At 40.0% G+C, this 25,894-nt stretch carries 24 protein-coding genes and 1 other annotated feature; of the genes, 15 read left to right on the forward strand and 9 right to left on the reverse strand.

The genetic code is table 11. The annotated features are described in order from the left end of the window. Window positions 1–43 precede the first annotated feature (43 nt). Complete coding sequence (locus LMF89_RS10415; protein ID WP_229535012.1) at window positions 44–1,738, reverse strand: spore germination protein; 1,695 nt, start codon at window positions 1,736–1,738, stop codon at window positions 44–46. Between the two features lie 359 nt (window positions 1,739–2,097). On the opposite strand from LMF89_RS10415, the gene dcuS reads away from it, so the two are divergent. The 3 genes from dcuS (at window position 2,098) to LMF89_RS10430 (ending at window position 5,853) form a co-directional block, all read left to right on the forward strand. Continuing rightward, window positions 2,098–3,702 carry a DcuS/MalK family sensor histidine kinase gene (dcuS, locus tag LMF89_RS10420; RefSeq protein ID WP_229535013.1) on the forward strand — a complete coding sequence of 535 codons (1,605 nt, stop codon included), beginning with the start codon at window positions 2,098–2,100 and terminating at the stop codon, window positions 3,700–3,702. Continuing rightward, window positions 3,699–4,373, forward strand: coding sequence for a response regulator (locus LMF89_RS10425; RefSeq protein WP_229535014.1), 675 nt, complete (start codon window positions 3,699–3,701; stop codon window positions 4,371–4,373). The genes dcuS and LMF89_RS10425 overlap by 4 nt, the downstream gene beginning before the upstream one ends. Before the next feature lie 154 nt (window positions 4,374–4,527). Beyond that, window positions 4,528–5,853, forward strand: coding sequence for a 2-hydroxycarboxylate transporter family protein (locus tag LMF89_RS10430; RefSeq protein WP_229535015.1), 1,326 nt, complete (start codon window positions 4,528–4,530; stop codon window positions 5,851–5,853). Window positions 5,854–6,047: 194 nt separating this feature from the next. On the opposite strand, the gene LMF89_RS10435 is transcribed toward LMF89_RS10430, so the two are convergent. Beyond that, window positions 6,048–6,656 carry a TetR/AcrR family transcriptional regulator gene (locus LMF89_RS10435; RefSeq protein ID WP_229535016.1) on the reverse strand — a complete coding sequence of 203 codons (609 nt, stop codon included), beginning with the start codon at window positions 6,654–6,656 and terminating at the stop codon, window positions 6,048–6,050. 198 nt (window positions 6,657–6,854) lie between these two features. Between LMF89_RS10435 and rarD the strand changes: the two genes are divergently transcribed. The 3 genes from rarD (at window position 6,855) to LMF89_RS10450 (ending at window position 9,429) form a co-directional block, all read left to right on the forward strand. Further along, window positions 6,855–7,790 carry an EamA family transporter RarD gene (rarD, locus tag LMF89_RS10440; protein WP_229535017.1) on the forward strand — a complete coding sequence of 312 codons (936 nt, stop codon included), beginning with the start codon at window positions 6,855–6,857 and terminating at the stop codon, window positions 7,788–7,790. A 47-nt stretch (window positions 7,791–7,837) separates the two neighbouring features. Further along, on the forward strand, window positions 7,838–8,374 hold the full coding sequence (locus LMF89_RS10445; protein WP_229535018.1) for a pyruvate kinase alpha/beta domain-containing protein: 537 nt from the start codon (window positions 7,838–7,840) through the stop codon (window positions 8,372–8,374). A gap of 290 nt (window positions 8,375–8,664) precedes the next feature. Then, entirely contained in the window at window positions 8,665–9,429 is a 765-nt protein-coding gene (locus tag LMF89_RS10450; RefSeq protein ID WP_229535019.1) for a serine hydrolase, read from the forward strand. 249 nt (window positions 9,430–9,678) lie between these two features. On the opposite strand, the gene LMF89_RS10455 is transcribed toward LMF89_RS10450, so the two are convergent. Next, window positions 9,679–9,855, reverse strand: coding sequence for a hypothetical protein (locus LMF89_RS10455; protein WP_229535020.1), 177 nt, complete (start codon window positions 9,853–9,855; stop codon window positions 9,679–9,681). 251 nt (window positions 9,856–10,106) lie between these two features. On the opposite strand from LMF89_RS10455, the gene LMF89_RS10460 reads away from it, so the two are divergent. The 4 genes from LMF89_RS10460 to LMF89_RS10475 all read left to right on the forward strand — a co-directional run bounded on the left by LMF89_RS10460 (window position 10,107) and on the right by LMF89_RS10475 (window position 13,932). Next, window positions 10,107–10,796, forward strand: coding sequence for an HAD family hydrolase (locus LMF89_RS10460; RefSeq protein ID WP_229535021.1), 690 nt, complete (start codon window positions 10,107–10,109; stop codon window positions 10,794–10,796). A gap of 152 nt (window positions 10,797–10,948) precedes the next feature. Then, window positions 10,949–11,977: a patatin-like phospholipase family protein gene (locus LMF89_RS10465; protein ID WP_229535022.1), complete on the forward strand. Its 1,029-nt coding sequence runs from the start codon at window positions 10,949–10,951 to the stop codon at window positions 11,975–11,977. 176 nt (window positions 11,978–12,153) lie between these two features. Beyond that, window positions 12,154–13,179 (forward strand): DUF3231 family protein, encoded by a 1,026-nt coding sequence (locus tag LMF89_RS10470; protein ID WP_229535023.1) that lies wholly within the window; start codon window positions 12,154–12,156, stop codon window positions 13,177–13,179. A 78-nt stretch (window positions 13,180–13,257) separates the two neighbouring features. Continuing rightward, complete coding sequence (locus LMF89_RS10475; protein WP_007952527.1) at window positions 13,258–13,932, forward strand: superoxide dismutase; 675 nt, start codon at window positions 13,258–13,260, stop codon at window positions 13,930–13,932. A 73-nt stretch (window positions 13,933–14,005) separates the two neighbouring features. Here the strand turns inward: LMF89_RS10475 and LMF89_RS10480 are convergent, their stop codons facing one another. Then, a complete protein-coding gene (locus LMF89_RS10480; RefSeq protein ID WP_229535024.1) occupies window positions 14,006–14,248 on the reverse strand; it encodes a hypothetical protein in 243 nt (80 codons plus the stop codon). A 195-nt stretch (window positions 14,249–14,443) separates the two neighbouring features. Here LMF89_RS10480 and LMF89_RS10485 point away from each other — a divergent pair, with 195 nt between their 5' ends. Beyond that, complete coding sequence (locus LMF89_RS10485; RefSeq protein ID WP_007952531.1) at window positions 14,444–14,611, forward strand: aspartyl-phosphate phosphatase Spo0E family protein; 168 nt, start codon at window positions 14,444–14,446, stop codon at window positions 14,609–14,611. Window positions 14,612–14,680: 69 nt separating this feature from the next. Here the strand turns inward: LMF89_RS10485 and LMF89_RS10490 are convergent, their stop codons facing one another. Then, entirely contained in the window at window positions 14,681–14,827 is a 147-nt protein-coding gene (locus LMF89_RS10490; protein WP_007952533.1) for a hypothetical protein, read from the reverse strand. Window positions 14,828–15,089: 262 nt separating this feature from the next. Here LMF89_RS10490 and LMF89_RS10495 point away from each other — a divergent pair, with 262 nt between their 5' ends. Together LMF89_RS10495 and ileS are read left to right on the forward strand one after the other, a co-directional pair. Next, the gene (locus LMF89_RS10495; RefSeq protein ID WP_229535025.1) at window positions 15,090–15,227 is read left to right on the forward strand and encodes a hypothetical protein; all 138 of its coding nucleotides are present in this window, start codon (window positions 15,090–15,092) and stop codon (window positions 15,225–15,227) included. An 81-nt stretch (window positions 15,228–15,308) separates the two neighbouring features. Continuing rightward, window positions 15,309–15,527, forward strand: a binding site (T-box leader). 63 nt (window positions 15,528–15,590) lie between these two features. Then, a complete protein-coding gene (gene ileS / locus LMF89_RS10500) occupies window positions 15,591–18,692 on the forward strand; it encodes an isoleucine--tRNA ligase (RefSeq protein ID WP_229535026.1) in 3,102 nt (1,033 codons plus the stop codon). 74 nt (window positions 18,693–18,766) lie between these two features. Here ileS and LMF89_RS10505 read toward each other — a convergent pair whose 3' ends face one another. Further along, window positions 18,767–19,222 carry an aminoacyl-tRNA deacylase gene (locus LMF89_RS10505; RefSeq protein WP_229535027.1) on the reverse strand — a complete coding sequence of 152 codons (456 nt, stop codon included), beginning with the start codon at window positions 19,220–19,222 and terminating at the stop codon, window positions 18,767–18,769. 214 nt (window positions 19,223–19,436) lie between these two features. Between LMF89_RS10505 and LMF89_RS10510 the strand changes: the two genes are divergently transcribed. Then, the gene (locus LMF89_RS10510; RefSeq protein ID WP_229535028.1) at window positions 19,437–20,885 is read left to right on the forward strand and encodes an amino acid permease; all 1,449 of its coding nucleotides are present in this window, start codon (window positions 19,437–19,439) and stop codon (window positions 20,883–20,885) included. Between the two features lie 136 nt (window positions 20,886–21,021). After that, a complete protein-coding gene (deoB, locus tag LMF89_RS10515; protein ID WP_229535029.1) occupies window positions 21,022–22,206 on the forward strand; it encodes a phosphopentomutase in 1,185 nt (394 codons plus the stop codon). Window positions 22,207–22,305: 99 nt separating this feature from the next. On the opposite strand, the gene LMF89_RS10520 is transcribed toward deoB, so the two are convergent. From LMF89_RS10520 to LMF89_RS10530, 3 genes are all read right to left on the reverse strand, one after another. Continuing rightward, window positions 22,306–22,893, reverse strand: coding sequence for a 2-oxoacid:acceptor oxidoreductase family protein (locus LMF89_RS10520; RefSeq protein WP_229535030.1), 588 nt, complete (start codon window positions 22,891–22,893; stop codon window positions 22,306–22,308). Next, window positions 22,893–24,782, reverse strand: a complete 1,890-nt coding sequence (locus LMF89_RS10525; protein WP_229535031.1) for a thiamine pyrophosphate-dependent enzyme — start codon at window positions 24,780–24,782, stop codon at window positions 22,893–22,895. Before LMF89_RS10525 ends, LMF89_RS10520 begins: the two co-directional genes overlap by 1 nt. Window positions 24,783–24,909: 127 nt before the next feature. Next, the gene (locus LMF89_RS10530) at window positions 24,910–25,845 is read right to left on the reverse strand and encodes a DMT family transporter (protein WP_255711192.1); all 936 of its coding nucleotides are present in this window, start codon (window positions 25,843–25,845) and stop codon (window positions 24,910–24,912) included. Window positions 25,846–25,894: the final 49 nt, after the last annotated feature.

Consider the following 25,894-nt stretch of genomic DNA (forward strand, 5'->3'; position numbering starts at 1 on the left):
TCTCCCCGCTTTCTTATGAATTTGTTGATGATTGATGGAGCTCCTACTTTTTCAAGTTTTTCCCTGTAGTTGACTTAGGCAGTGATTTCATAAGCCGCAGCGGATAAATGACAAATGAATCTTTCAAATCCTTCCAGATAACAGGAGTAAGGGGGGATAAATAGGGTGTACCGAAAGATTGTAAAGAACATAGATGGGCAAGCATAATAATTAGCCCTACAATGAATCCATATAATCCAAGTGATGCACTTAAAAGAAGAAGAAGAAGTCTAAAGAACAGTAAAGCTTCTAACAAGGACGGAATGACGAAACTTGTAATTGCTGTTATCGCTCCTATGATAACTATGGGAGCGCTGAGAATTCCTGCTCGAACAGCTGCGTCGCCAACAATTAAGGCCCCCACAATACTGACGGCCTGACCTATTTGCCGTGGCAGCCTAATCCCGGATTCCCGGAGTAGTTCGAATACTAATGACATAATTAATATTTCAAGAAAAGATGGGAAAGGTATTCCTTCGCGGGTTGCTGCTGCTGTGATCAAAAGGACGGTAGGAAGCATCTCTTGGTGGAATGTTTCCACTGCCACATATAAAGCAGGAAATGTCAGTGTGATAAAAAATGCCAACAAGCGTAGTAACCTTACAAAAGATGTAAAATAAAATTTACTAACATAATCTTCAGCCACCTGAAAATTCTCAATAAATAAATGAGGCGCTGTCAGTACAAACGGTGTACCATTTACAAGAATAGCCACTCTTCCTTCTAATATTTTTGCTGTAACTTTCTCTGGTCTTTCGCTGTTTGCCATTGTAGAGAAGAAGGAAAAGGGAGCATCCTCAATAAAATTCTCAAGATATCCTGATGAAATAACAGAATTTGTGTCTATTTTATTTAAGCGGCTTTTAACCTCCTCGACAATTTTTTGATTGGCTATCCCCTCAATGTAAGCGATATTGATATCTGTATGGGTTTGTGTTCCCAGTCTGAATGGCTCAATAATTAGCTTAGGATTTTTGATGATTCTTCGTATCATTGAAGTATTGACGCGAAGGGTCTCGACGAACCCTTCACGGGATCCCCGGATAACCGTTTCGGTTTCGGGTTCCTGAATACTCCTTGTTTCCCCGCCTTTGGCACTTAGAATAAGTACTGTATCATAACCGTCTATAAATAAAGCAGTGTTACCTCCTAATATTGCATCTAGAACTTCATCAAATTCGTTATCTTCTCTAATTTCAACTGCATTAAATACATGGTCTTTTACATTGGTAAGAATGTCATGAGATAATAATGTTTCGTTAGGATCTATAATATGGATGTTAACAAGCAAAGGCTTAACAATATATTCATCAATCAGTTTTTTGTCACCCAACCCGTCAATAAAGCAGAGAAATACTTTTGTTTGTTTGTTGACACCAATAATAAATTCTCTGAAAATAATATCAGCGCTTTTGCCCAAAATAGTCTTCAGCGTTGTCAAGTTAGCTTCTATTTCTTTATGAATAAAGTATTGACCTTCAAAATACTTCTCTTTTTTATTTGAGTCCGAACGGTCCTGATTAGCAGATGTGGGTGTCTGCTTGAGTTTGGTAATAATTTGTGATATTTCTTGGGCAATTTTATTACTTTCTTTATTAAGTTGTTTGAGGGCAGCTAACTTATTTGCAGTCTCGTCGCGAGAAGCTTCTGATATACTAACTGAAGGTGCAGTGTTATGCAGATTTTTTCCCTGTTTCATTGTGCTCCTTCATAAGAACATAGAATTGTTTTTGTATAGTATTCTCTTATTTGTTGCTTTAATATGTAAAATTACATTATCTTCTTTAATCAGTAGTATAGTAACCGAATCAGATATTAGCGTTCATTTTGGGGGGGAGAAAGGATTATTGGGGATGATGAAAAATTCGGAATGTTTTAATTTGTAAGATTTTGCAGGGATTTTGTATTTGATGAGAAATACAGTATTGATATGTGTCCGTTTATAGAATGCTTTTTATGCAGTATTGTGTTTTGCAGAGTCTGCAATTTAACGAGCCAGTGGACAGAGAACCCAAGTAACATAGGCAGTAAGGTAAATGTGTATTACGGAGTGATAGAATGAAAGCAAAGCCGATATTTAATTTGCAAACCAAAATTATTCTTTTAGTTTGCGGCGTGGTGGCATTATCATTATTGGCTGCGAATGCTCTGATTACGAATCGTGTTGAGTCAGATGTACGGGCTACACTCGGGCAGAAAGCTTTGGATATATGTAGGACGATGACTCATTCTCCTACTGTCATTTCAGGATTAGAAGCGAATGATACAGCAGCCATTCAGGAATATGCTAATACCATTCGCAATGCTGTTAACGTGGAGTTCGTTGTGGTCTTCGATATGCAAGGAATCAGAAAATCCCATCCAGATGCGGCCCTTGTAGGGCAACATATCAAGGGCGGTGATGAAGCGTCAGCATTGCAGGGCAATGAGTATATTTCATACGCTGAAGGCACCTATGGACCGTCTTTGCGCGCATTTTCTCCTGTGTTTACTCCAGATGGGAGGCAAGTAGGGGCAGTGGTTGTGGGAATCTTGCTAGGTGATGTGGAGAAAGCCTTACTCGAAAGTCACAAAATTATATATATTGCTACTCTTATTGGATTACTCATCGGTATTGGTTTTGCTATTTTATTAGCGCGAAATATTAAGAAAACCCTGTTTGGTTTGGAGCCCTTTGCCATTGCCCAATTGGTTGAGGAACGTAGTGCGATGCTGCAGTGCGTGCGGGAAGGGATTTTAGCAGTTGATAAAAATAGTATGATAACGATAGCGAATGGCGAGGCCGTACGTGTTTTAAAGTTGGCTGGGATACCGGGTGATCCCATTGGACGCCAAGTCGCTGAATATGTTCCTCATACGCGTTTAAAGGACGTAATGAATACGGGACAGGCGGAATTGGATCAGGAACAAAAAATTAATGGGGTCACCATTTTGACCAATCGAGTTCCTGTTGTGGTAAATGGTGAAATTGTTGGAGCGATAGCCTCATTTCGTGATATGACGGACATGCGCCAGTTAGCGGAAGAGCTCACTGATGTTAATAGCTATGTCGAGGCACTGCGATCTCAAGCCCATGAGTTTATGAATAAGATCCATGTAATGTTAGGATTGGTTCGCTTAAAGTTTTACGACAAACTGGAGCTTTATATCACGCGAATTGCAAATCAGGATATTGCCGAGTCGGATTTTGTGAGTCAATGTATCCGTGATCCTGTTCTTGGAGGTTTGCTCTTAAGTAAGTTTAGCAGAGCCAGAGAAATGGCAATTGATATGGTATTAGCGGAGGAAAGTTTTCTTCCGGAGCCAGTAGATGCTCAGGTTACGAATGAATTGGTCACGATCATAGGCAATTTGATTGATAATGCCCTTGATGCGGTGAAAGATTCGCCGCAGCGTCAGGTTACTGTATTGATGAAATATATAAATGCGGAATTGACGCTTGAAGTGAAGGATTGTGGTCCTGGCATAGAGCAGGAGTTTGTGGAGCAAATCTTTGTTAAGGGATATTCGACAAAATCCTCAGGTCGTGGGTTTGGTCTGTTTCTTGTTGCAAGGGCCGTAGAACGATTAAACGGCACCATTCAGGTTGTAACTACCCCGGGAAGTGGTGCATTATTTAAGGTTACAATTGCATATCAAAGTAAAGAGGGGGTGGGTACTTGATCAAAATTTTGATTGTGGAAGATGATCCTATGGTTGCCGAGTTGAATAAGCATTATCTAGAGCAAGTAGAAGGTTTTGTTTTAGTGGGAACGGTGTCCAATGGCGCTGAGGCTCTTGAATTTTTAAAAACAAATGAAGTCACGCTGATTCTACTTGATATTTTTATGCCGATTGTAGATGGTATGGAATTATTACATGAAATTCGCTTGCTAGACCATAGTATTGATATTATTATGATAACGGCAGCACGGGATAGTGTCAGTATACAGAACTCACTTAGGCAAGGTGTGGTGGATTATCTAGTTAAGCCATTTCAATTTGAGCGCTTGTATGCAGCACTGATTGCTTATCGGGATCGCATTCAGCTCATTCAGGACAGTACTGTCTTAAATCAAAATGAAATTGACCGCCGGATTCTGTCGAAAGGTGATTTGCCAGTGGGTGATCTGCCAAAAGGGCTGGAGCGGGACACGTTGAACAGTATACTTACCCAGGCGAAACTGTTTTCCACATCCTTTACAACAGAAGAAATGGCGAAGTGTGTTGGCATATCACGAGTATCTGTCCGTAAATATCTTACGTTTCTCAAAGAGACGGGTACTCTACAGGGGAAACTCATTTATCGGGCTGTTGGACGTCCTGTTACAATGTTTTGTTATATAAAGCGGTAGATTCTTCATTCTTTATTCTGGGTTCGGCTATGGCCGTTCCTGGATTTTTTTTGCCTTTACATTACTTACATAATGGTTCCATATCTTTCAATAGCGTTAGCGTTAGAGAGATAAAATGCTATACTCAAGGCAAATCGAAAAGGAGGAATTTATTATGAATATGGAAGCGACAACCTCATCTCAAAATCTGCTGCAAAAAAGTTTGACCTATTTACAATCCTTTACTATTGGTTCCGTGCCTCTTCCCTTATATTTGATTCTGGCTGCACTGATCTACATTGCATCCTTGAATGGGAAACTACCAGCGGATATGATTGGCGGCATCGCCATCATGATGATTATGGGAATGTTACTAGGGGATATTGGCCTCAAAGTGCCGATTTTGAAAGACATTGGTGGACCTGCTATTTTATCTATTTTTGTACCGTCAATTCTGGTTTTTTATCAGTTACTCAATGTGGACTCCATGAAAGCCATTACCGCTTTTATGAAGGGCTCGAATTTCTTGTATTTCTATATTGCATGTCTAATCACGGGAAGCATCTTAGGCATGCTGCGAGTGGTATTGATCCAAGGTTTTATTCGGATGTTTATTCCAATTGTGGTTGGCTCCATTGGCAGTATTATAGCAGGAGTAGGCGTAGGGATGCTGACTGGACTCGGCGCGCATCATTCTTTCTTCTATGTTGTCATTCCTATTATCTCCGGTGGGCTAGGGGAAGGAATTCTGCCTTTGTCTATGGCCTATTCGGAAATCTTGAATCAGCCTTATGAGAGTTTTATCCCTCACTTGGTACCAGCTGCTATGCTGGGCAATGTCATCGCCATTATGATGGCTGGTGGCCTTCGGACCTTGGGAGTTAAAAAACCCCATCTAACAGGTAACGGAGTATTAGTCAAAACCGGGGATGACGAGAGAATGCATGCTGCTCAGAATATTGACAAACCTGTGAACTTTTCCCTCATGGGCGCCGGATTGTTACTTGCATGCTGTTTTTATATCTGGGGGCAGTTAGCCAGTAAGTTTATTCTTATTCCCGCACCGATTATTATGATCTTTTCGGCCGCTCTGGTGAAGGCGCTAGGCATTATGCCTGCAAAAATGGAACAAGGGGCGTATCATATGTATAAATTTGTGTCTGCGAATTTGACTTGGGCGCTGCTCATTGGCGTGGGAGCCTTGTATACTCCTTGGAAGGATGTTGTTGCCGCCATTAGTCCTGCCTATATTGCGACAGTCGCCGCTTCTGTGGTTGCCATGGTTGCATCCGGTTTTTATGTGGGAAAGGTGATGAATATGTATCCTGTGGAGGCGGCACTGGTAACGGCTTGCCATAGTGGATTAGGCGGTACGGGTGATGTAGCGATTCTGTCAGCGGCGGGGCGAATTGAACTCATGCCCTTTGCACAAATTTCCACACGATTAGGCGGAGCTTGCATGGTTGTGATGGCAGCTATTTTAATGCGATTGACTTTGTAATCTAGAGAATAGGGAGAGTGATGATGATGGTTGCAGGCGATAATGAGTGGTAGAATATCGGGATGGCAGTGTCATTGACGTCGTACGTCAGGTGAACCAATAAGAGGAAAACAATCTTTATTAGGCAAAAAGGGAACGAATTCTTAACTGAATTCGTTCCCTTTTTGAAATATATAAGGCAATAGTTATAAGCACTAATTATCAATTATGTCTTTTTTCAACCCTTCAATAAAGAGTCGATGTAATCCTAATAGAATTTGCTTAGTCGAAAACCCTTGGTCGTGGATATGAAAATCAATATTGTGGAGTGCTGCCAGTAATACCTCTACGGTATAGAAAACATCTATATCTGCAGCTTCTCCTTGCTCTACGGCCTCAGTTAGCAATTCCCGGCAAGTGTTCCGCATGGATTGATATAGACGCGATTGTAGTGGACGATAGCCTGGTGTAGCGCGGCTGACGCTGCATAACCAGGGAACCTTCGCCTCCGTAAAAGTCACAAATTTTATGATTACTTGATAAAGTCGATCTAAAATGGGAATATCAGTAGATTGATCAAGATACGCTTTGACTTCATCAAATAAAGGCTGGCACTCTTCTAGGACGACCTCCATACAAATATCGCCCTTTTCCGTGTACCGACGGTATAAGCTTGCTTGGCCAACTTCAGCCATTTTTGCAATCTGATGCATGTTTACGTTCTCAACACCTTGTTCGATAAAGAGCATTCGCGCCGATTCTAAAATTCGCCGCCGAATTACCTCATCTTTAGAGAGTTGGGTAGCGTCAAGTGCCTTACTCATTTTTACATTCTCCTTAAAATGAAAGATTGTATATTGACAATCGGACAGTTTGTCCGGTATAATTCATTAAGGACAACTTGTCCGATTGAATTATATCATAAATTCGCCTGAAAAATCAATTTATTTACTGTGCAAAGTTTTTAGAACCCACCAATCTATTACAGTCGACGATATTAAGAAAGAATTGGGGTAATGAATATGGAACAAAATGAAAATCTAAAAAGAGGACTCACTTCAGCGATTGGTGCATACTTTCTTTGGGGGATATTGCCGATCTATTGGAAATTGGTTTCTAACGTTTCGGCGCAAGAGGTTATAGCGCATCGCGTTTTTTGGTCTCTACTGTTCATGCTGGCGGTGGTGATTCTTATGAATCGCAAGAAACAGTTATATGAAGAAATCACTCAGTTGCTTGCTGCTCCTACTCAATTGTTGGCATTGATGATTGGAACGATCTTTATCACCCTCAATTGGTTTATTTTTATTTGGGCAGTCAATAATAATCGAGTAATTGAGACCAGTTTAGGTTACTATATTAGTCCACTGGTTAGTATTCTGCTAGGCATTCTATTTTTTAGGGAAAGGCTGTCTTTGGGGCAGAGCATTGCTGTTATACTAGCAGCCAGCGGTGTTTTATACATGACAATGCACTTTGGCAGTGTGCCCTGGGCTGCAATCTGCTTGGCTCTTTCTTTTGGTTTGTACGGGTTATGCAAAAAAAAGGCTGTTCTATCGCCGATTACAAGTATTACGTTGGAGACACTCATCGTAGCACCGTTTGCTTTTTTGTATCTTTTATATTTGGGTTATAATGGAAGTGGAAGTTTTGACGGTTTGTCGCTTACTTCTCTATTTTTAGTCGGAGGGGGGATCGTGACGCCCATTCCATTATTATTATTTGCGAATAGTGCGAACCGACTTTCACTAACAATGCTTGGATTTATCCAATATTTAGCGCCTACCATTTCACTGTTATTAGGAATTTTCTTATACCATGAGGCATTTACTATCGTTCATGCTGTATCATTTGGCCTAATTTGGGCAGCCTTGCTGGTGTTTTCTTTAGCTGGCACCAAATTTTTTCTAAGAAGTGAAATATTACTGCAGAGGTTTAATATGTTATTTAAAGAATAGATAAAGTACAATGTAAAATGAAAATTTATAATGTGGAGATGATGAGTATGTACTGGAAATCTGTAGGAGCTATTCATACCGAAAAAACGGTGGAGCTGGCATCGCGCAAAGCTCAAGAATATGGCATAAAGTCAATTGTGGTAGCATCCGTTAGCGGTAAAACAGCCGAATTATTTGTGGGAAAAGCTGAAAACATAGTATGTGTAACGCATGTCAATGGTTTTAAAGATCCCGGAGTAAATGAATTGACGCCTCAGCAACGTGAGATACTGATCGGAAAAAATGTAAAAGTATTGACAACCAATCATGTATTATCTGGTGCAGAGCGGGGAATTAGCAAGAAATTCGGCGGGGTGTATCCAGTAGAAATTATGGCAGGTACGCTTAGAATGTTTGGGCAAGGAGTTAAGGTTAGTGTAGAGGTTGCTGTCATGGCTCTTGATGCGGGATTGATTCCCTATGGAGAAGATATCATTGCCGTAGGCGGCACGGGTAAGGGCGTTGATACCGCTGTGGTGATACGCCCGGATTATTCAGCTAATATTTTAAATACTTATATCGCTGAAATCATTTGTAAACCCTAAGATGTTATCAGCAGGATAGCAATCTTCTATATTGGAACGTTTATAGAAAAGAGAGTGAATTTCTCAATTAAATTCGCTCTCTTTTTTCCATATAGTAGACTTTGTAAGCATATATGGGATATATAGTGAATCTGCTAGATCTATTGAGGGAGGTGAAAGTTCTAACTGCCAGTTTGGTGTCATAATTTGGTCATAGTTTTATTCTATACTAATATAGGTAGAAAATAGGATACATAGCGAAAGAGCGTATGAATTTCCTGAAGACCAAATTATTTTGACGAGGTGGTTACATGATAAAAAAGGTTACGATACTGCTTGCTTTGGTGACTGTCTTTACTGCTCATGCACTGGCAGCTTCCTCACTTGAGCGGGAAATAAAAAACGACTTAAAGCAGTTTGATGGCCGGGTTGGAGTCTTTGCCCAAAATTTAAATACTGGTCGTACTATCGAATTTAACCAGGACGAAATATTTCCAACAGCTTCAACTAGTAAATTAGTAGTTGCCTTAGCTACCTACAAATATTTGTATCCTCAGGCCGGATCAGCCAAGGCCAGCCAATATGATCAGCAGATAGAGCTGATGATGACGGTGAGTGACAATAACGCATTTCAGGAATTATTAAATGAGATGGATACTAATAACCAGGACGTTCTTACTAAGACAGTAAAGGACCTTAAACTGCGCAAGACCCAAATTCATAATAAAGATGCTTTTCAGAAATACCAATATCATAGTGTAACAACGCCCTACGAAATGGGAAAAGTATTCGAGAAGATCTATACTGGCAAGTATCTGAATAAAAGCAAAAATGGGCAGTTAAAGGATGAGTTGGCTAATACGATTTATAACGATGAAATCCCGCGCTACATGCAGACTCCAGTCTTTCATAAAGTTGGTGAACTGGATGAAATACTTTGCGATGTGGGAGTAATTCAGGATGGTCATGATCCGATTCTGATCAGCTTTTTTACAACTACGGCGGATCATACGTATTCCAGCAATTTTATTGCCAGTGAATCCGCGAAGATTTATAATGCCCTGCGGAGAAAATAGCAGCAAGTTTGCCAAGATACTAATTTTGTGATTGACATGATTCCTTGCATAATGCGAGTGGTTTTTCGGGTGCACTGTAATTAATAATTTTTGAAATGGAATGCTCTCCTAATGGTAGTAAGTTCTTATACTTGAACTCGTCTACCTTTAGGAGAGCATATCATTGTAATGCAGCCTTTCATCGTATTGCAGTATACTAAGATATAATTTAGCGAGTCTACCTAGCTACTGAAGATTTCATATTGGCTGCTAATCTTCCGAGTCATTTTGTAAATCAGCGGCGGAAAACGTATCAATCCCTACTGTACATTCCATTTCTGCTGTCGAATTTTTCATTGCTTCCTTGGAAAGGAATTTATTACTGGATTCAACCTTGCCATTGGTACTTTTACCATTCCATTGTTGATATACTTTTTCAATAGGCAAATGATACACCTCCTTTTATTCAACGATTGACAATAGTTTTCCCAACTTTAAAAATGATAATCATGGTAATGTTTTTACAGCAATATAAAGCTACTACAAGTGCGTGTTTATGTTAACGTTGTGAGAGAGTTTGCAGGAGTTTTGTTTTATAATGTTAAATAAAGTAGAATAGGATTATGATAATGAAGAATTTTGGCTGGGTTGTGTGGCTAATTTATCGGAGATTATACTAGGAAAATGGGGGAAAGTTGATGTCTAAAAAGTACTCGGGAGTAATTTTTGATTTTAATGGAACGTTGTTTTGGGATACTGATAAGCAAACCAGTGCCTGGATTGCTATGGCTGAAAAATTGAGAGGATACCCAGTTAGCGATCATGAAATGGCTACTTTTGTTTTAGGCAGACCTAACAAAGTTACAATGTCATATTTAGCTGGTAAGCAGCTTTCCGATGAAGAAGGAGAAGCGCTAAGTCAGGAAAAAGAAGTGATATATCGTGACTTATGCCGTAAAGATGCTGATCATGTTAAATTGGCACCGGGCGCCATTAATTTACTTGATTATTTGATTGAGAATCATATTGCCTGCACGATTGCTACTGGGTCAGAAATTAATAATGTTAATTTCTACTTTGAGGTATTTCAGCTAGAAAAGTGGTTTGATTTTGACAAAGTGGTATATGATGATGGCTTGCTTCCAGGAAAACCATTTCCTGAAATTTATTTAAAGTCGGCTCAAAATCTAGGATTGTCTCCAGAACAATGCATTGTTTTTGAAGATGCAGATGCAGGCATTGAAGCAGCTAGGCGAGCTAATATTGGTCAAATTATAGCCATCGGCCCTCAGGAAGCACATAATCGACTACGACAGCTGGAGGGTGTGGATATGGTTATTGGTGAATTTACTGACTTTGCTAAAAAGAGTTTTTTGACAGTAGGATAGCAAGTATTCTTCTATAGCGGCACTTGTTACAGAAAAGAGAGCGAATTCTCAATTGAATTCGCTCTCTTTTTTTTAGATATAATCGACTGAAATTTGTAAGCATATATGATCAATCCATTTAATATGCTAGATATATTGAAGGAGGTGTTGTTTTGGATTATCCGTTCCGCAATTTTATTTTTGAAGGGGGAGGAGTGAAGGGAATCGCGTATATTGGAGCTCTTAAAGTATTGCAGGAGAGAGGGATCTTGCCGAAAATTGAACGTATTGGTGGTACATCAGCAGGTGCCATCATGGGTCTGCTGATCGGTTTGAATTTTAGCTTCAAAGAAATTGAAGATATTTTACTAAATTTGGATTTTACGAGATTCCTAGATGATTCTTTTGGAGTAGTGCTTGATACGACTAGGTTATTTAAAGAATTCGGCTGGTACAAAGGAGACTATTTTCGAAATTGGATAGGTGATCTGATTCAGTTAAAGACTGGAAATCCTGATGCCACTTTTAAGGAGATCTTTGAAACAGGAAAAGAACTAGGAGTTAAAGATATGTTTTTTATTGGTACGAATCTTTCTACCAGGCGCTCTGAAGTCTTCTCCATGGAACATACTCCTGATCTTTGTATAGCAGATGCTGTCCGTATATCGATGTCGATCCCATTGCTCTTTGCAGCAAAAAGAGGTGAGCACAATGATGTATACGTAGATGGTGGAGTTCTTGATAATTATCCCATTAAATTATTCGATAGAGAAAAATATGTCCATGAGTATTCTAGTGAACCGGAATATTATAAGAAACTTAATGAGCAATTAAAACAAAATGATGAAGCTGCAGGCCTCTATGTATTTAATAAAGAGACTCTCGGATTTCGTTTGGATTCTGGTCGTGAGATTGCTATGTTTTACGAGCTGGTTGATCCTGCAAGAAAAGAAATAAAAGATTTGATTGAGTTTACAAAAAGTCTTGTTGATATTTATATGGAGAGTCAACAAAATCAGCACCTGCATAGTGATGATTGGCATAGAACGATTTATATCAATACACTGCATGTGAAAACGACTGAATTCCATTTAAGTGATGAAAAGAAGAATGCTCTCATTCAGTCTGGACGTGAATGTGCAGAACGTTATTTTGAATGGTATGATGATCCAGCGAACACGGTACATAATCGCCCAATATAAGTAAAACAGACGATGCCAAAAGACTTGGCTAAAAAAATACCCTAACAATTGAGAGGATGCCTATTAGGGATATCTTCTCAGTGTTGGGTGATACCCCCCTTCTTTTTATTTTTTTTGCATAAGTAGTTAATAATAAAGAACTAGGGTTATAATAATAAAAAAATGGGGGTGTATGTATGTCTAACATCAGCCATATCCGTTTAACCTCTGCAGAAATTGCAATTATGTGGAGTCAATATCAAAGTGATAGTTTAGCAAAGTGTGTATTGAAATACTTTTTAGCAAAGGTTGAGGACGAAGAAATTCGTCCATTGCTGGAGTTTGCTCTATCTTTATCGCAAAATCATGTCGCATGGATCCGCAGTACGTACCAAAAAGAGGAGTTTGCTAGTCCTGTAGGATTTACGAATGAAGATGTAAATACCAATGCGGAAAAACTGTTTGATGACATTTTCACATTGCATTATCTCAATAATATGTCTCGAGTGGGGCTGGCTGCTTATGGATTAGCGTTAAGCACAGCCTCTCGTCAGGATATAAGAGAATTTTACATTCAGACACTGCATGAGTCGATAGAGCTTAACGAAAGAGTCGTTAAGCTGATGTTAGAAAAGGGGATTTATGCTAGGTCTCCATATATTCCAGCCAATAAGCATGTGGAGTTTGCAAAGCAGCAAGCTTTTTTAGGTAATGTATTTAAAGAAAGCCGCCCTTTGACAGCTGTAGAGATTATGCATGTCTTTATGAACATTCAAACTAATATTATGGGAAAAGCAATGATAACAGGTTTTTGGCAAACAGCCTCTTCGCCTGATATTCGGTCTCATTTTCTAAGAGGTAAAGAAATTGCGCAAAAACACATCGAAATATTTACAAAGAGACTGGAGGCAGATGATCTGACTGGAGGATCATCTATGGAACCTTTAATTACGACAGTAACGCAGTCGCCTTTTTCGGAAAAATTAATGTTATTTCATATTTCAGCCTTAATACAGATGGGCATAGGTAATTATGGCGTAGCGATTTCGACAAGCCAATGTTATGATTTGGCAATTGATTATACTAGATTAATGGCAGAAATTGCTCTTTACGCAGAGGATGGAGCAAACCTAATGATTAAATATGGATGGCTTGAGGAACCGCCACAAGCAGTAGATCGTCAGATGCTGGTTGAAAATCAAAATATGGAGATTTTTAGCTGATTTTTGTCACCCCCCTCTCGTTGTAGAAATATAATACGACACAGCGGTAAGAGATTGAGTGGGGAGGTTGAAAAAATCGTGTCTGACACAGATTTGCGTGCGTATACTCCAGCGGGGAAACATAAGCTGCCCCCATTGCCCTATCCATATGATGCCTTAGAGCCAATTATTAGCTCCACAACACTTCGGTATCATCATGATCATCATCACAAGTCCTATGTAGATGGTCTTAATAGGGCTGAATTAGCTTTGGTAGATGCAAGAAAGAAAGAAAATTTTACATTTATAAAATATTGGGAAAATGAGTTGGCGTTTAACGGTTCTGGACATATCTTGCATAGTGTTTACTGGACGATTATGGCACCGCAAGGGTTTGAAAGTGAGCCGGGACGATGTACGGTCAAAGAAATTAATAAATACTTTGGCAGCTTTGATGCTTTTCTGGATCAGTTTGTCAATGCAGCTATTAAAGTAGAGGCATCTGGCTGGGGAATACTCGTGTGGAATCCAGCATGGAGCCACCTGGAGATTCTTACTGCAGAAAAGCATCAAAATCTTACTCAATGGGGATCAATTCCTATCTTAGTAATCGATGTATGGGAGCACGCATATTATCTTGATTATCAATATAACCGTGAGGAATATGTGAAAGAATGGTTAAAATTAATTAATTGGTATGAAGTTGAGAATCGTCTTAGATTGGCAATGGAAGGGGAACTCCCTTTAGTGATAGGAGAGCGTGATTCGGAATAGTATGCATAGGACGATATTGAAAAGGCTGTCTAGATCAGACAGCCTTTTCAATATATAGGAAAAAGATGTTATCTTACGAAAGTTCTCCTCTAAGACGAGCTAACTCAGCTTGATCTTCGCAATAATACCACCTGATGGAGTTTCCGACAACACATTGCATAGCGTCCATCTTTCCAGCTAATGCAAGTTCTTTCATCTTTTTTATGTTAAATCCATTAGCAGAAAAATAATTGGTGGGAATAAAGCCTCGGTTCACTAGTCTTTTACGATATTGCTCGAAATCTCTAGAGTCCATATTAATTCGCCATATTGCCATATACATTACTCCAATCTTTTTCTAATTTTACAATTTTCAACTAATTTATTACAATAATTATATCATAATGTGCTTTTTAACCAATTGCCTCTATCGAAAGATAGAGAAATGTAAAAAATAAGTAAATTTCATGTCGAAAAATAAACATTTTCCCTCACTTTCTTGATAAATTTAACAAGGAAAGGGGGGATAAAGATGAGAATTGGTGAAATAGTTGAAAAAATTGAATTAACACGCCGGCAATTAAATGAGATGGGAGGAAGACAATGCCTGGTAGACGCAGAAGTCATTAAAATAAGCCAGCAATTAGATGATTTAATTATTATCTACCAGAGACTATTAAGCCAAAGAGAAAGTAAGTAAGATCAAAATAAGTGGAGAAAGCCATATTAGGCTTTCTCCACTTATTTTTTGATCACGTGGAGCATTCTGTCATGGTAACGTTCTGTTGATGAATTCTATGTCAGGATAAAGGGTAGGAACGGTTTGTTTTGTTTTTGGATCGCTGGATTCAACGGAAGGTTCGCTGGTTTGTTCTTTTTCCTGCTCATTCATAGAGGGGCTTTTAGGTTCTTCCATAGTATTGTACCTCCTTTAGTGTTCATATAGATTATTTTTAGTAAACTATTTATATTTGTTTTCATTGATAGCGTTTCATTATATTCCGTATTATAACCATTTTTTTTAGAAATACAAAAGAACACTAAACAGTTCTGCGTATGTGCCGTGGATAGTACGATAAGTGCTATAATATGGATTGGAATCTATATGTTGTACAAATTTTATCGAAGTATTTATGGAGAAGTTGTAGGGGCATTGCCCTTAAATGGGGGAGCCTATAATGCATTATTTACAAACCATGTGGCATAATCTACCGATTATACCTGCTACAGGTGCATTGTTAGCTGTCTTGGCTGGCTGGTCTGATGGCCTTGCTCACCACCAAGGGGTGAGTTCAAATATAGTTCCGCTGAATTAGGCGGTGTACGGTTGATTATATGACTATTGACATTATAAAAATCAGGACGTATACTCTTAGTAAGATTTTAATAGAGATATCTAAAAAGCTATGATCAGGAAGAGTATTCATGATTTTGAATGTACAGAGAGTAGGGAGTGCTGAGAACCTGCCAGGATAATCGGAAGAAAATCACCTGAGAGCTGATGACTGAACCTTCTAGTAAGTCAATTCGTAATCCTGCGTTAAAGGATAGGGTATGGTAGTATCTGAATGAATTGTTATAAGGTGGTATAACGAAGGTGAAACTTCGTCCTGAGCAGGGCGGAGTTTTTTTTATTACAGAGGAAAGTAGTAAGTATATTGATAAAAGGAGTTTTTACTATGTATAAAAAGGTTGATCCTAAAAACAATTTTGTAGCAATGGAAAAATCCATTCTTACTCTTTGGGATGAAAAAGATGTTATCCAAAAAAATTTCCAAATGAATGAGGGCAATGAATATTTCACCTTTTATGATGGACCGCCAACGGCTAATGGCGCTCCTCACATTGGCCATGTCGTAACTCGGGTCATTAAGGATTTGATTCCTCGTTATAAGGTAATGAAAGGGTATAAGGTTTTACGTAAAGCGGGGTGGGACACGCATGGCCTTCCAGTGGAATTGGAGGTCGAGAAAACCCTTGGCATATCCGGCAAGCCAGAAATTGAAAAATATGGTGTAGAAAACTTTATAAAGAAGTGCAAGGATAGCGTATTCACGTATGCCAGCCAGTGGAAGGATATGTCTGAGCGAGTAGCATACTGGATTGATATGGATAACCCTTACGTTACGTATCAAAATGAGTATATTGAATCGGTATGGTGGTCATTAAAACAGCTTTGGGATAAAGAATTATTATACAAAGGACATAAGATTGTCCCTTATTGCCCAAGATGCGGCACCTCTTTGTCTTCCCATGAAGTTGCCCAAGGCTACAAAGATGTGAAGGACAGTTCTGCTTACGTTAAATTCAGATTGAAGAACGAAAATGCTTCAATTTTGGTGTGGACGACAACTCCTTGGACGTTGCCAAGTAACGTAGCTCTTGCCGTTAACAGAAAATATGACTATGTAGAAATTATCAATCAAGAAGAGCATTTGATTCTTGCCAAGGATTTGCTTAGCAGGATTGAAGGTGAATATGAGATCGTTAGGGAGTTTAAAGGCGAAGAGCTTCTTGATCAGGAATACGAGCCTATGTTCTCGTTTGTTACTCCAGAGAAAAAAGCCTATTATGTTATTCATGGAGATTTTGTAACACTCAGCGATGGTACAGGGGTGGTTCATATTGCACCTGCTTACGGTGAAGATGATAACCGGGTAGGGCAGAAATATGATCTTCCCTTGGTTAATTTGGTGGATGTTCAGGGAAATTTTGTAGAAGAAGTTACTCCATGGCAGGGAATGTTTGTTAAAAAAGCCGATGAGAAAATTATTGAGACCATGAAGGAGAGAGGCATTCTCTACAAAGCAGAAAAATATCTTCATTCCTACCCATTTTGCTGGCGCTGTGATACACCACTTTTGTATTATCCACGGGATTCATGGTTTGTTAGGATGTCTTCTCTGCGAGATAAACTCTTAGAGAATAATGATACTATTCATTGGTATCCTGACAATGTGAAGAAAGGCCGCTTTGGTAATTTTCTAGAGAATGTTATTGATTGGGGGCTAAGCAGGGAACGCTACTGGGGTACTCCTTTGCCCATCTGGGAATGCGATTGTGGGCATCGGGATTGTATTGGCAGTATTGCCGAATTAAAGGAAAAAGCAATTCAGGTATCTGACGATATCGAGCTTCACAAACCCTATATTGATCATGTGCTGCTGCAATGTAGAGTTTGTGGTAAAGAAATGAAAAGAGTGAGCGAGGTGATTGATTGCTGGTATGATTCCGGTTCCATGCCTTTTGCGCAGCATCATTATCCTTTTGAAAATAAAGAATTGTTTGAGCAAAACTTCCCTGCGCAGTTTATATCAGAGGCAGTGGACCAGACGAGAGGCTGGTTTTATACCCTGCTTGCCATATCTACGGCTATATTTGATAAAAGTTCCTTTGAAAATTGTATCGTTCTTGGGCATGTACTGGACAAGAATGGTATTAAGATGTCAAAGCATAAAGGGAATGTTCTAAGTCCGTTTACAGTCTTAGAACATCAAGGTGCTGATGCATTGCGATGGTATTTTTATACTGCCAGTGCTCCTTGGCTTCCTTCACGGTTTTATGAAGATGCAGTAATTGAAGTACAGCGCAAATTCTTGAATACTTTATGGAATGTATATTCTTTCTACGTGCTGTATGCACAGATTGACCAGTTTGATCCTACCAAGTACCAAGAAAGAACAAGCAGTCATGTCATGGACAAGTGGATTATATCCAAGTTAAATACCATGATCCATAAAGTGGACGAAAATTTGGAAGCGTATGATATAACGAAAGCCGCAGAGCTTATCCAAGAATTTACCGATGAACTGTCAAACTGGTACGTAAGGAGAAATCGAACTCGCTACTGGGCGATGGATATGATTGATGATAAGATCCATGCCTATCTTACTCTACACATCGTGCTGAAAAATCTGGTAATTGTAGCAGCACCTTTCGTCCCCTTTATAACGGAAGAAATTTATCAAAACCTTGTAGTACAGCTTGATGAAAAGGCACCAGAGAGTGTTCATTTGTGCAGGTGGCCTGAATACGATGAAAAGCTTGTTGATAAGCAACTGGAAAAAGAGATGGAATTGACTTACAAGATTTGCGGTCTTGGCCGGAGCGCGAGAAATCTGGCTAATATAAAAAATAGGCAGCCTCTTTCCAAAATGCTGCTGAGCACCAAGGAACTACCTGATTATTACATTGCTATTATTAAGGAAGAATTGAATCTTAAAGACGTAGAAGTCAATGCCAATATGTCAGACTATGTAAGTTATAATGTAAAACCAAATTCGCCTGTACTAGGCAAAACCCACGGTAGATTTATACCTGGGATCAGAAAAGCAATTTCAGATATGGATCAAATGGAGTTAGCATTGAAAATCGCAAGTGGTCAGTCTATTGTAATCGAAATTGATGGTACACCTATTGAATTTAATGCTGAAAATTTATTGGTTACCATGAGTGGTTTGGAGGGCTTTGCCTTTGCAGGCGAAGGTGACGTTGGTGTTGTTCTCGACACCCATATCTCTGAAATGTTACGAATTGAAGGATATGCCAGAGAAATAATTAGTAAACTCCAGACTATGAGAAAGGACAGTTCGTTTGAAGTCATGGATAAGATTAAGATCTATATGACGGGAAATGCTCTTCTGGAAGACGTTGTAAAGCAGTATAAAGACTACATTATAAGTGAAACCCTGGCTGTGGAAATTGTATTTGATGAAGCAAGGGAGTATGCGGATGTAAATATTAATGGCGAACCGCTGAAGATGGCTCTTGTGAAGCAGTAAGATGACAAAAACTACTCATGTTAAAAAATGTGAGTAGTTTTTTGTTTCGATGGAATCACCACAGTGGTGATTATTTATCTGAACACGGTTGTAATTGCAATCACCGTATTTAGTTGTGGTAAGGCAAGAGGTGTAATTTTCAGGGTCCGATTTAATTGGCCCGAACCGCCATAGACGCAAGGGTAGGAAAACAGCTGTTTATCTAAAATGTGGGGGAGTGGTATGCCGATCAACGGAAGATTCCCTGCATCGAAGCCTGTTTTTTCTTCAACTTCTTCTCGGTTTGCCATCCTAGTTTTTTTACAGCCTAAAAGAAAAGAGAGTTCTTCTAATTTAACACGTCTGGAACTACCTGAAATAATAAGGGCAAAAAAATTATTATCCGTTTTAATAATTAGGGTAGGTGCAGTCTGACCAGTGTCAATTTTAAAGTAATCAGCACCTTCCTGAGCAGTAAGCAGAGGTTGATTGTGATAAATGAATTCATGAGCAAAGTGACTGGCTTCTAAGATGTTTTTGACAATATCCATAAAGCACCTCCTATGCTTTTCTATTATTATATTGATTATGACTCATAAGAATCACAAGAAGTTGAAAATTATCATACTATTTCATTTTAGTATGAATATATCACTCGCCATCAATTTTGATTTCGAAATTTTTCATATAAAGATCATAACTTAAATCGGTGAAGGAGATACTGATAATATGTGATATTTTCTTTACGAATTAGGAGGTCTGAATTTGGAAAAAAGAGAAAATGGATTATCAGCTTGGCAATTAGCTATGATGGCACTTGGAACTGTGATTGGGGGATCATTTTTCTTAGGATCGGCAGTAGCGATTCGTACAGCGGGACCAGGAATTATTATCTCTTATCTATTGGGAGGTGCCATCGTTTATGTTATACTGTTTGCTTTATCAGAAATGACGGTAGCTGATCCAGCACCTGGCTCTTTTCGAACTTTTGCGCAAAACGCATATGGCCCTGGAGCAGGGTTTGTTGTTGGCTGGGTATATTGGAGCGGTCTGGTCTTAGCCATGTCCAGTGAAGCTACTGCTGTATCTATCATCTTGCGTACATGGCTTCCTAACATTTCTCTGCCTTTATTAGGGGCTGTCATCATTATCGGGGTATCACTGCTCAACTTATTAGGAGCCAATCAGCTTAGTAAGCTAGAGAGTGGGTTAGCAGCAGTCAAACTATTTGCTATCATCGGTTTTATTACTTTGGGAGTGGCTTTGATTGGCGGCTTTATGCCAGGAATTGAACCTGTAGGATTGGGAGCAATAGCAGATGAGCCGCTGTTTCCAGCAGGGATATGGGGCATTGCTGGGAGTATGCTCATTGTGATGTTTACGTATGCTGGTTTCGAGATTATTGGCTTGGCGGCATCAGAAACGACTGATCCTGTTAGGATTGTGCCGCGAGCCATCACATATACGGTCGTCGGATTAGTGGGATTGTATATCGTAGCCATTCTTGTGTTGCTGCCCTTAGTGCCAACGAATGTTTTGACGGCTGAGGAAAGTCCTCTGGCTTTAGCTTTGCTCAGATGGAACTTGGGCTGGGCAGGAAATGCAATTGGAATTGTATTGGTGACAGCCATACTTTCTACTATGTTAGCTGCTATGTTTGGGCTAGGTCGGATGATTCGCTCTTTAGCCGATGAAGGCCATGCTCCCTCATGGATCAAGGATGAGGGCAATGTACCATATCGTGGAATTCTTTTCTCTGGGGTCGCGATGCTTGTAGGACTTGGGCTTGGCTTTATGCTGCCTCAGCAAGTATATCTTTTTTTAGTAAGTTCTGGTGGCTTTGCATTGCTCTTTTCCTATGCAGTAATTGTTGCCACTCATTATAAATTGCGAAGAGGCAATGATTGTCCACCTAAAGGAAAATGCCAGCTTCCAGGATATCCGATTACTTCTTGGTTGGCTTTCATCAGTATTCTTCTGGTTATCTCTAGTATGCCCTTAGTTCCTGGACAGGGTGCTGGCCTGTTAGCCGGAGTACTATTAGTCGTTTTATTTTCCGGAATTTATGCAGGTCAAAGTATGTACCAGAAAAGGCTAGTAGAAAAAAGACCTCTCGTTCATCGTTTGCAGTTTGAAGCGGCAAGAGAGCTGGGGATTGAGCAGGAAAAGCTGCAAAAAGCAAAAGAGGAAAAGGATAAAAATGATATTTCATAGTTTGAGTGCAGGAGGAATTTTTAGACAATATGTTGAAGATTTTATATTCTTGGTAATTATATGAATAGTACCATTATATGTTTTACTTTCATCATGATATGAATGATCTTAGAGAATGTATGGTAAGGAGGAAAATATGCTTACAACAAGTTTTAAACGAATTCATTTAGTTGTGATGGATTCTGTTGGAATTGGGGAAGCGCCTGATGCGGCAGATTTTGGTGATTTTGATGTAGATACTTTAGGGCATATTGCTAAAGCATGCGAAGGTCTTAACATGCCAAATATGGGAAAACTCGGTCTTTCTAATATTAGAAACATTCAAGGCATTGAGCCAATAAAACATTCACTTGCTTATTATACGAAAATGCAGGAATTATCAAAAGGGAAGGATACTATGGCGGGACATTGGGAACTCATGGGGCTTTATACCGCCAAACCCTTTCGTGTATTTCCGAATGGCTTCCCTGATGAATTGATTCGCCAAATTGAAGAAAAAACAGGACGGAAAGTAATTGCCAATAAGCCTGCAAGCGGAACCCAAATCATTCAGGAGCTAGGTGAGGAGCATGTGAAAACAGGGGCGCTTATTGTTTACACGTCTGCTGATTCGGTGCTGCAAATTGCCGCACATGAAGATATTATTCCAGTGAAGGAACTGTATGAGATTTGTGCATTTTGCAGAGAAATTACTCTTGAAGAACCTTATAAGTTAGGGCGTATCATTGCTCGCCCATTTGTGGGAGAGCCAGGTAACTTTACCCGCACTGCTAACCGTCATGATTATGCATTAAAGCCCTTTGGTCGGACTGTGATGAATGAGTTGAAGGATGCAGACTTTGATGTGATTGCCCTGGGGAAGATATCTGACATTTATAATGGTGAGGGAGTTACAGAATCGATTCATACCGTTTCCAATATGGATGGCATGGATAAGTGGATTGAGATTTTGGATAAAGAGTTTACTGGAATTAGTTTTTTAAATTTAGTGGATTTTGATGCTTCCTTCGGACATCGCCGTGATCCTAAAGGATATGGGAAAGCATTAGAAGAGTATGACGCTCGTTTACCAGAAGTATTTGGGAAGATGACAAATGCAGATTTGTTGATTATTACCGCCGATCATGGAAATGATCCGACCTATCATGGCACTGATCACACGCGAGAGTACGTACCCTTGCTTGTTTATTCTCCTCGTTTTGCTAAGGGCAAGGAACTGCCTCTACGAACATCTTTTGCAGATGTTGGTGCAACCATTGCAGAGAATTTTCAAGTGAAGATGCCGGAATACGGTACTAGTTTTTTACAAGATTTAAAATAATTATGGTAGGAGCCAGTGCTTAATACAAATCAAGAGAAGAATAACCACATGTAATCGGCTTGCAGCACCCTTTTGGGGTTATGCAAGCCGATTTATTCATCATAATGCTGCTATTAGGGAGCGGAAGAGGGAGAGATTGTGCTCTAGTTTATTTCCTTCTAGCAGATCTTTAAGGGCTAATTCATAGTGCAGCGGGGTTATACCAGGAATTTTATTGTGTTTTGCAATGCTAGCAAGAAGGGCAATGTTTTGCATTTTAGGGTTACTTAATTTTGTAGGTGCTATCTGGTATTCCAGGATGTTGCGGCATTGGCACTCAGCGCTGATGTCTTCTGATTTTAAAAGACATTCTTTTTTTAGTCTGACCAGCAGAGGCTGCCACTGGGTATCGTAATATATCAGTGTTCCACCATCTCTTAGATGGGAGTTAAGACCGCGTAAGGCTTCATTTTTTTCCAAGGCAATGACCATATCAGCACATCCTGTCCGAATAAGAGCAGAATGGGCATGTGAGCCGATACGAACACAGGATGATACGGTACCGCCACGTTGGGCAAGACCATGGGTATCGGTTCCGCGCACTGGAAATCCAGCATAGTCAGCAGCTCTGATTATCACTTCACTCAACAGGCCAATGCCTTGTCCGCCGACTCCAATAATGTAAATATCCATCTTTATGTCAGGCATCAGCTATTGTCCTCCTTTTTTGGGCGTTTATGAAGGATGGCCTTTGTCGGACAGGTTTGTTTGCATGATCCGTCACCGATACAAAGATCCTTATGGACGATTATGCTGCCGTCATCGTTGTGCTGAAATGTTGGACATGCGAAGGCACTCACGCAGGTATAGTTTTGATTGCAGTCGGTTGTAATTTCTACAGAGGGAGGCAGTGGTTTCCCTGCTGCATTACGCTCTCTCATTGCTTTTAGCATGCAGGGGTGTTTGGCTATGATTACTTTAAATCCTTTTTCAGTAAGGGCTGCTTTGACTGCTTCTGTTAACTGCGCTTGTGCATAGGCATCGATTTCACGGATATTCGTAATCCCAATGCCGTCTAATACATGTCGTATTGTGATCTTTTCTGTTGGACCATTAACATTGTAACCGACGCCAGGATGACTTTGATGACCAGTCATAGCGGTAGTTCCGTTGTCCAAGAGAATCAGAGTGAAGTTGTGATGATTAAAAACTGCATTAATAATTCCCGGTAAACCAGCGTGAAAGAAGGTGGAATCTCCCAGGAATGCAACTACCTTACGGCTGTTATTAAAGAGGGAAAGACCGGCAGCAGTACCACTGCTATGCCCCATGCACAATAGTACTTGCCCCATATTATAAGGTTCCATAATACCAAGGGTGTGGCAGCCGATATCAGCAACCGTAATATCATTTGGATCAAGAGCCTGCTTAATAGCATGAAATGCGGAACGATGCCCGCATCCTGGGCATAGCTGTGCTGGCCTGGGTGACCAGTGCAAAAGAGGGATGCGCGGCTTTTTATTCGCGAGTAAGTGAGGCCATGTTTTTTGAAGAATTGTAGATACTTTTTCAGGGGTATATTCATTCAGCCAGTCTTCATAGTCTTGTTTACCGATTATCTTCGTGGAGATATCCATATCATAAGCGAGTGCCTTCACTTGCTGCTCGATGAAGTCATCCAATTCTTCTACGATTTTGACTTCCTTGTGCTGACGAAGAAAATCGGCAACTAGCTGCTTCGGCAGAGGATGAATAATACCTAGTTTTAGGATATCAGGCTTTAGCGCTGTTTCCTCTAATACATCTTGTAAGGATTGAAAGGGTGCTCCCATAGTTACGATTCCATAAAGAGGGTTGTTATTGTTAATAACAGTGTTTAGAGAGGATGTATCTGCATCGGCAGCAAATTGAGCTAATTTTTCTAGGGCTCGCCGTTTTAAAGGCAGGACCAGCTTCGTAGTTAATGGTATATAGGGGCCATTGTCTACGTTAAAGCGGGATGAATGATTAAGGGGCAGAGGCGTCCACGAGGAAAAGGTAACTTTTTCTTTTGCGTGGCACACATGGGTAGTCATTCTTAGAATCACTGGCATATAACGTTCTATGGATAGTTGAGCGGCTTTTTTAAACATAGTATAGGCTTCAGTGGGTGTTGATGGTTCTAACATAGGAACATAGGCAAGGCGGGCGTAATGACGATTATCTTGTTCGTTTTGCGATGAATTAGCTCCTGGGTCGTCACCGATTACAATCACCATGCCCCCGATTACCTCCATGTGTCCTAGCTGAACAAAGGTGTCGGCAGCAACGTTTAGTCCTACGCTTTTGAAAAAGACGGTTGACAGGTGCCCATTGATAGAAGCACCAAAGGCAACTTCTGTGGCGACCTTTTCATTGGTGGAAAACTCAAAATAAAGAGGGTTTTTGTCTTTGGGAATTGCTGTTATAGCTGCAGCAATTTCTGGTGTGGGGGAACCAGGATAGGATGTGACAACTCTAACACCTGATTCAATCATTCCACGGACGATAGCCGTATTACCCATGACAATCTCGGTACTTCTATGTGGGGAAATAAGAAAATCACCTAGTTTTTTCATTCCATCACCTCTATGTATTATTATAGAATTAATGACTGTAGCATGCTAGAAAATTAACTAGGGCAAAAATAAAAAAAGAAGGGCTTACCGGATTATCGTAAGACCTTCTTTGTAGTGACATATTCTCTTAATGACGAAGTTTGCTGCCTAGCAGTAGTAAACGGGTTGGAATACGAATGACTCCTGTGCCTAAGCTGACTCCTAAGATTACAAGTAAAAGAGCCACAAAGTGATACCAATATAGCTGTTCTCCCAGGAAGATAGCTGATGCAAGTACTCCTATTATAGGAGAGCCATTTTGGAAAAGGGAGGATGTAGAAGCACCAACTTGCTGTATTGCTGTATTCCACCATAATGCTCCTAACGCCGTACTAAAGAAGCTGGAAAATAGTAAAACTGCAATCGGCCAAAAATCGTAAGCACCTGGATAGTTCCATATCGGATTTACAAAGAGACCCAAGATCAGTAAACCAATGGCGGCTAAGCAGTGACTATAGGCAGTAACGATTAAAGGGGGGACAAATAAAGTAGCTTTTTTTACAAATAAAGATCCTATGACAAAGGTGATGGTTGCAATAAACATCATCCCGTCGCCAGTCAGTGTAGCGCCGCCTTCTGAGCTGCCAGAAACAACTAATAATAAGCCGCTGAATCCAAACAGTATTGCGATTCCTTTCGCCCAGGTAAATTCTTCTTTTAGCAGCAAGCTAGCAAAAATAGTTGTAAATAAGGGATTGAGTCCCAAAATAAGAACCCCATGTATTCCGCTTGTGGCAGTCAATCCGGTGGTGAGTACTATTTGATGAAGAAAAATACAGAACATCGAAACACCAATGATGGGGCCCCATTCTCTGCTCGATAGTTTCTTATAACCATGCTGTCGCCATGCAAAGGGCAAGAGTAAAGCACTTGCTAAAAATAAGCGTATTGGAGCCAATGCTAGTGGTGGGAAAAAGTGAGTGAGATACTTAATAGATACCACATTAACCCCCCAGAGAACCACAACTAGGATCAGTAGCAGGTATATACGGCGGTTGTTTGTTATGTTTTTCAATATCGTCATCCTCTGCAAAAATTAAATATTTGTTTATCTTATCATAGCTTTGCTGAAA

The organism is Pelosinus baikalensis (assembly GCF_020819555.1).
GTDB classification, from domain to species: Bacteria; Bacillota; Negativicutes; order DSM-13327; family DSM-13327; genus Pelosinus; species Pelosinus baikalensis.